General features: G+C 44.6%; 4 protein-coding genes. All 4 read left to right on the forward strand.

The annotated features are described in order from the left end of the window. Window positions 1–92 precede the first annotated feature (92 nt). The 4 genes from IM496_RS18425 (at window position 93) to IM496_RS18440 (ending at window position 5,921) form a co-directional block, all read left to right on the forward strand. Window positions 93–1,832 (forward strand): tetratricopeptide repeat protein, encoded by a 1,740-nt coding sequence (locus IM496_RS18425; RefSeq protein WP_287662861.1) that lies wholly within the window; start codon window positions 93–95, stop codon window positions 1,830–1,832. Further along, window positions 1,829–2,569 (forward strand): FlgD immunoglobulin-like domain containing protein, encoded by a 741-nt coding sequence (locus IM496_RS18430; protein ID WP_287662863.1) that lies wholly within the window; start codon window positions 1,829–1,831, stop codon window positions 2,567–2,569. The genes IM496_RS18425 and IM496_RS18430 overlap by 4 nt, the downstream gene beginning before the upstream one ends. Further along, complete coding sequence (locus IM496_RS18435; RefSeq protein WP_287662865.1) at window positions 2,566–3,705, forward strand: hypothetical protein; 1,140 nt, start codon at window positions 2,566–2,568, stop codon at window positions 3,703–3,705. Before IM496_RS18430 ends, IM496_RS18435 begins: the two co-directional genes overlap by 4 nt. A 164-nt stretch (window positions 3,706–3,869) precedes the next feature. Then, window positions 3,870–5,921, forward strand: coding sequence for an NAD(P)H-quinone oxidoreductase subunit 5 (locus tag IM496_RS18440; RefSeq protein WP_287662867.1), 2,052 nt, complete (start codon window positions 3,870–3,872; stop codon window positions 5,919–5,921). The last annotated feature ends 416 nt before the right edge of the window (window positions 5,922–6,337 follow it).

The raw sequence follows: 6,337 nt of genomic DNA on the forward strand, positions 1-6,337 counted from the left end.
GACCTCTTGCATAAATCCGAAAACAAACGATAGAAACAATAATGGGAGGGACTTTCAGTTAATTATTTATTAGTAGTTGATAATCTTCAAAAATGTTGCTGTACAAGGATCGACTTAAGACTTTTGCAAGAGGTCTACTAGAGCAGTTATGGCAACAGGGTGAAACCGCTCAAGCGCAAAAAAAATACCCGGAAGCCGAAAGAATCTGGCGACAAATTATTCAGCTTGATCCTAACAGTGCTGTGGCTTTTAGCAATCTCTGCGCCGCGCTATTCCGTCAAAATAAGTTAGACGAAGCACTGATTTTCTGTCAAAAAGCTCTCGCTCTCGATCCAAAACTTCCAGAAACCTACAACAATCTCGGTAACGTGCTGAGGGTCCAGAAAAAACTGACGGAGGCCGAGGAAATGTACCGTAGGGCGCTCGCTCTTGATGATAAGTATGTCCGTGCCTACAACGGTCTCGGTATCGTGCTGAGGGCCCAGAAAAAACTGACAGAAGCCGAGGAGATGTTCCGTAGGGCGCTCGCTCTTGATGATAAGTATGTCTATGCCTACAACAATCTCGGTAACGTGCTGAGGGCCCAGAAAAAACTGAAGGAAGCGGAGGAAATGTACCGTAGGGCGCTCGCTCTTGATGATAAGGATGTCGATGTCTACAACAATCTCGGTAACGTGCTGAGAGACCAGAAAAAACTGAAGGAAGCCGAGGAAATGTACCGTAGGGCGCTCGCTCTTGATGATCAGTATGTCCCTGCCTACAACAATCTCGGTAACGTGCTGAGGGCCCAGAAAAAACTGACGGAAGCGGAGGAAATGTACCGTAGGGCGCTCGCTCTTGATGATCAGTCTGTCTTTGCCTACAACAATCTCGGTAACGTGCTGTCGGACCAGAAAAAACTGACGGAAGCCGAGGAAATGTACCGTAGGGCCTTAGATTTACCGGATGATACTACTGGGACTCCTACTACCGCTCATACCCTTGCCCATAATGGTTTGGGTCTGCTCCTACAGGAACAGGGCAAGCTAGAGGCAGCGATCGCTGAGTTCGAGAAGGCGACGAAAATCGATCCCCAGTATGAATTTGCCAGCAATAACCTGCAAGAGGCCCGGCGCTTGTTATCCTTGCAGCAACAACCGGAGCAGATCATCGCTTTGAATAATACCGAATATTTACGCCAAGAGGATCCCCTCACCCGGATCAAGCGATCGATCGTTAAAATCAGTGTGGTCTTTACCGGTAACGCCAAGGGGACTGCCTACGGTACGGGTTATGTGGTCAAACGCCGGGGAACAACGGTGTGGATTATCACTAATCGTCATGTGGTGGTCGATCGCGACACGGAACAGAGGGCCGATAATCTGGAAAATAATCTGGAAGTGGAACCCTATTACGGCGAAAATCTACCCAACCTCCCGCGCGATCGTGTAGTGGCTAAAATAAGTCAGATCACCGAACCCCAAGAAAACTTGGATTTAGCTTTGCTGGAAGTCACGGGTTTACCAGACGATATCAGTCCTTTAACCTTTCATCAAGGCGAAATTGCCCCAAACACACCGATTTCTATCATCGGACATCCTGAATCAAAAGATTGGTCGAAGTACGAGGCGATTACCATCGGCATTCAGTCTAGTAGCGGCAATTTATTAATCGATGTGAGTCTGGCCGTGGGGGGGTCTGGTAGTCCAGTATTCGATCAGGAAATGCGGGTGATCGGATTGATGTTTAAAACGATTAACGAGTCCCAAATCGATTCTTCCGGTATCGGTTTCGCTTACCCAATCGATCGAGTTCTCCAAAAATTAGCTCAATGGCAGGTGGTTGTACCATGAAAAAATCATTTATTGTCCTTAACTTAACAATTCTTAGTCTTATTTTGGTCTCGTTCTTCCCTCCTATTCAAGCTCAAAACTGTGGGACGGGAAATACTAGATCTAGCAACTATATCCAGAGAGATAATGACAAGCGCTGTGAGGGAATAGCTCCGATCGATATTGCGAGCAGTTTTAGTCTTATTTCCCTTTCTATCGGCCGGATTCGGGAGATGACTGACTCCCTAAAGTTGGAAGTGCCTAGTCGTAATAACCGAGCGCCGAAAGTGATAGTGCGTTCTGTGCCAAAAAATTATCAACTCGATCCCCTCACCTTGCGTCCCCAAGGTTCTCGCTATCAATTTAAATGGTCTAACTATGTTATTGATCGCGAAGATATCGCCCTTGAAAGTCTGCGGGCCACGGCCTTTATCAGTGAGGGTAGATTGATCTATTTGCCGGTTATTTTTAATCAGGCAACAACCTATGATATCGTCCTTTTTGCTAATGCGCGTAGCCAGATCAAAGAATTACAAATCCTCCAGAACAACGAGGTTATCTATGAGACTTCTCGCCCTAACTGGCAACCAAAAGGAGAAATTTTCTTTACTTGGGATGGTCGTACTTCTGATGGTAAACTGGCTAAGGCGGGATTGTACGAATTGCGAGTCAAAGCTTTATTAGAACAAGATGATGCTCCTCCCAGAAATGCCCCGATTAATATAACTTTTGAACATAATCCCCAGTGGCTAAAATGAAGTCCAAGCATAATTTTAAAAGTTTCTGGCGATTTATTAGGAAAAATCTCAAGTTTTGCACAGTTTTTATAGTTACTCTAGCACTGGTTTTCCTGTCGATTTTTTGGGGAATTATCCCAGTTAAACAAAACTTTGAAGGCAATTTATTGGTAAAAAGCTTTAGTTTTACCTGTCAAGAAAACGAAAGTTTATTGCTCAAAGATGTCTATAATCTTTCCCAAATAGATCTATCGGGACTGAAAAAATTTACCCTCGCTGGCACCTTTAGCAGTCTTGCAGATCCCGAACTCAATAAACGAGAGCGACTAGAAATTGAATCAATCTGGGAAAATAGCACTTTAACAATTACCCCGACGGCGGATTTTATCCTGCAAGAACTCCGTTTACAAAAGGAAACTAGAGTTAAAAATCTCAAATACGCGCCTTTTGATAATCGTTTGGCTTTTAGTTTGCAGCCAAATTCTCAACCAGTAAATTTATCATTTAATCCTAGCGGCAACCCGATTAAAATAACTCTTTCTGGTTATAAAATTGCTAATTTACCCCAAAAAAAAGAGGATATTCCCCTCGAATTTAATCTCAGCACCACCGAATTTAAATTAGAAATACAACAAGCGATCGATGTTAATTTACAACTTTCTCAAGATCAAGAACAGCCTATTTTTTGGCGCAATATTAAAGTTAGTAATGTTAGATTTGAGCGACCGATTATCACCGGTAATAATGTGAGAGATGACTTAGTGGAATCGACAATTATTTCTGGTAATATCCGGATGGCTCAACAGGATATTAAGCTAGAAGAAAACCAATTCCTAATCGTCGAGAAACCGGGAGTAGAGATATTAAATCAGATAAAAATTATCCGAGAGGATAGTAACCAAAACCTCAAACTAAAAACCACGGGGGAAAACTTGCAGATTAGCGAAGCATCACAAGGTTTAGAAGTGAGCGTTTCCGGCAATACCAACAGCATCCAAGTGGGGTTAAATCCGCGACTACCGATCGCCCAAATTCAAGGCAGTTTTTTATCCCGTTATCTTGGCAGCGAGGCGATCGTGGCGATAATTTCCTTTTCTGCTGGTTTAATCGTTTCCTTGCTTTCGTGGTTATTCGATAATTTTGCTGCTTCTCCCTAAAAATTACCGTCCCGCTCGCTAAACTGCCAAATTGATAAGAGCCTTTGACCTTTCGCCGCCCTATTGAGCAAAACTAGGTATAAACACTTTCTTAAGAATTAACCTATGTCACAATAGATGAAGATAAACCAAATAGTGTGAAGTTGTAAACTAGGTATTACTGAATGGAACCGCTTTATCAGTACGCGTGGCTAGTTCCCGTCCTGCCTTTGGTAGGCGCTACCCTAGTCGGCGCGGGCTTAATTTCCTTTAATGAAGTCACCAATCGTCTGCGACAGGCAAATGCTGTATTGATCATTTCTACCCTCGGCGCGTCGATGGTGCTTTCTTTTGCGCTGTTGTGGAGTCAAATCAATGGACACGCTCCCTACAACCAAATGATCGATTGGGCATCGGCGGGTAACTTTCACCTGAAAATGGGTTATACGATCGATCACCTCAGCGCTTTAATGTCGGTTATCGTCACCACCGTAGCCTTTTTGGTGATGATTTATACCGATGGTTACATGGCCCACGACCCCGGTTATGTGCGTTTTTACGCCTATCTGAGCATTTTTAGCAGTTCTATGCTCGGTTTGGTCATTAGTCCCAACCTCGTCCAGATCTACGTTTTCTGGGAATTGGTGGGGATGTGTTCCTATCTGCTGGTAGGTTTCTGGTTCACTCGTCCGGCGGCTGCCGAGGCCTGTCAAAAAGCCTTCGTTACCAACCGCGTCGGCGATTTTGGCTTATTACTGGGAATGCTGGGGCTTTTCTGGGCCACTGGTAGCTTCGAGTTTGATATCATGGGTGAACGTCTAGAGGAATTAGTTTCTTCTGGAGCCATTGCCGGCAGTTTAGCGGCATTATTCGCCGTTTTAGTCTTCCTTGGACCAGTGGCCAAATCAGCCCAATTTCCCCTTCATGTCTGGCTACCGGATGCCATGGAAGGTCCGACCCCGATTTCGGCCCTGATTCACGCCGCCACGATGGTGGCCGCTGGAGTTTTCCTGATTGCTCGGATGTATCCCGTTTTTGAGCCAATTCCCACGGCGATGACGGTAATTGCTTGGACGGGGGCCTTTACTGCCTTTCTAGGGGCAAGTATCGCCCTTACCCAGAATGATATCAAAAAGGGTTTAGCCTATTCCACCATCTCCCAATTGGGTTATATGGTTATGGCTATGGGTATCGGTGCTTATAGTGCTGGATTATTCCACCTGATGACCCACGCTTATTTTAAAGCGATGTTGTTCCTCGGTTCCGGTTCGGTCATCCACGGTATGGAGGATGTGGTGGGTCATGAGCCGGTTTTAGCGCAAGATATGCGGATGATGGGCGGTTTACGCAAGTATATGCCCATTACTGCCCTAACTTTCTTGGTGGGAACTCTGGCCATCTGTGGGATTCCTCCTTTCGCTGGTTTCTGGTCGAAGGATGAAATTCTCGGTTTAGCTTTTGAGGCGAACCCGTCCTTATGGTTAATCGGTTGGGGGACTGCGGGTTTAACGGCTTTTTATATGTTCCGGATGTACTTTAACACTTTTGAAGGGGAGTTTAGAGGGACTAATAAGGAGATTAAACGCCGACTGTTAGCCAATGCGGGCGCGATTCCGGCTTTTGGACCGGGGGCGATGAATGTTAAGCAATTAGACTCGGAAGCACAGGAAGAAGACAACCACGGCCATCATGCCCATGAACCCCACGAATCGCCAATTACTATGACTTTACCTCTCATGATTTTGGCGGTTCCCTCTTTGTTAATCGGTTTGGTGGGTAAACCTTGGCAGAATTTCTTCGAGGGTTTTATTCATGTTCCTAACGAAGTGGTGGAAGAAGTTCATGCTTTTGATTGGACAGAGTTTCTGATTATGGCGGGTAATTCGGTGGGGATTGCTTTAATCGGGATTACTGTCGCTTCTTTGATGTATCTCCAGAAGAAAATTGACCCCGCAACTATTGCGGAAAAATTCCCCGCTTTGTATCGTTTTTCCCTGAACAAGTGGTACATTGATAATCTCTATGATCGGGTTTTTGTTCAGGGTTGTCGTCGTCTCGCACGGCAAATTATGGAGGTGGATTATCGTGTTATCGATGGGGCAGTGAATTTAACCGGTTTAGCTACTCTTGTCAGTGGTGAAGGTCTTAAATACCTTGAAAATGGTCGCGCCCAATTCTACGCTTTAATTGTCTTTGCCGCAGTTTTGGGCTTAGTAATTGTCTATAGTCTGGTGTAAATTATAATCCGTTTACTAAAGATTTTTGGGGGCGCAAAGCCCCTTTTTTCGGCTTTAAATACCCCTTTTTAAGGGCAATTTAAGGGTAGCAAACTCTTATAGTCATATTTTGGGAAAGCGATCGCTTTTGATATATAGTCATTTCAATTAAGATTGAGAATATCAATCCCAGAGTTCCTAAGGATTTTGTCGGTCTAGACTGTATCAGACTTATCTGAAATGACTATACTCTTGAAAAATAGATGATAATTGAAATCGTTTTTGCTCCCTTTGACTTAAATAGGGTCTGCTGAAAAAGTTTGTTGGTGGGGGCAGGGTGTGGGGTGTGGGGTGTGGGGTGTAGGGTTTTACCGATTTTGAGGTAGTCAGTTACCTAATTTTCAGGGAAAAAGTACCTGAATTTTACCCCTGATCCC

The organism is Microcystis sp. M049S2 (assembly GCF_020245625.1).
GTDB classification, from domain to species: Bacteria; Cyanobacteriota; Cyanobacteriia; order Cyanobacteriales; family Microcystaceae; genus Microcystis; species Microcystis ichthyoblabe_A.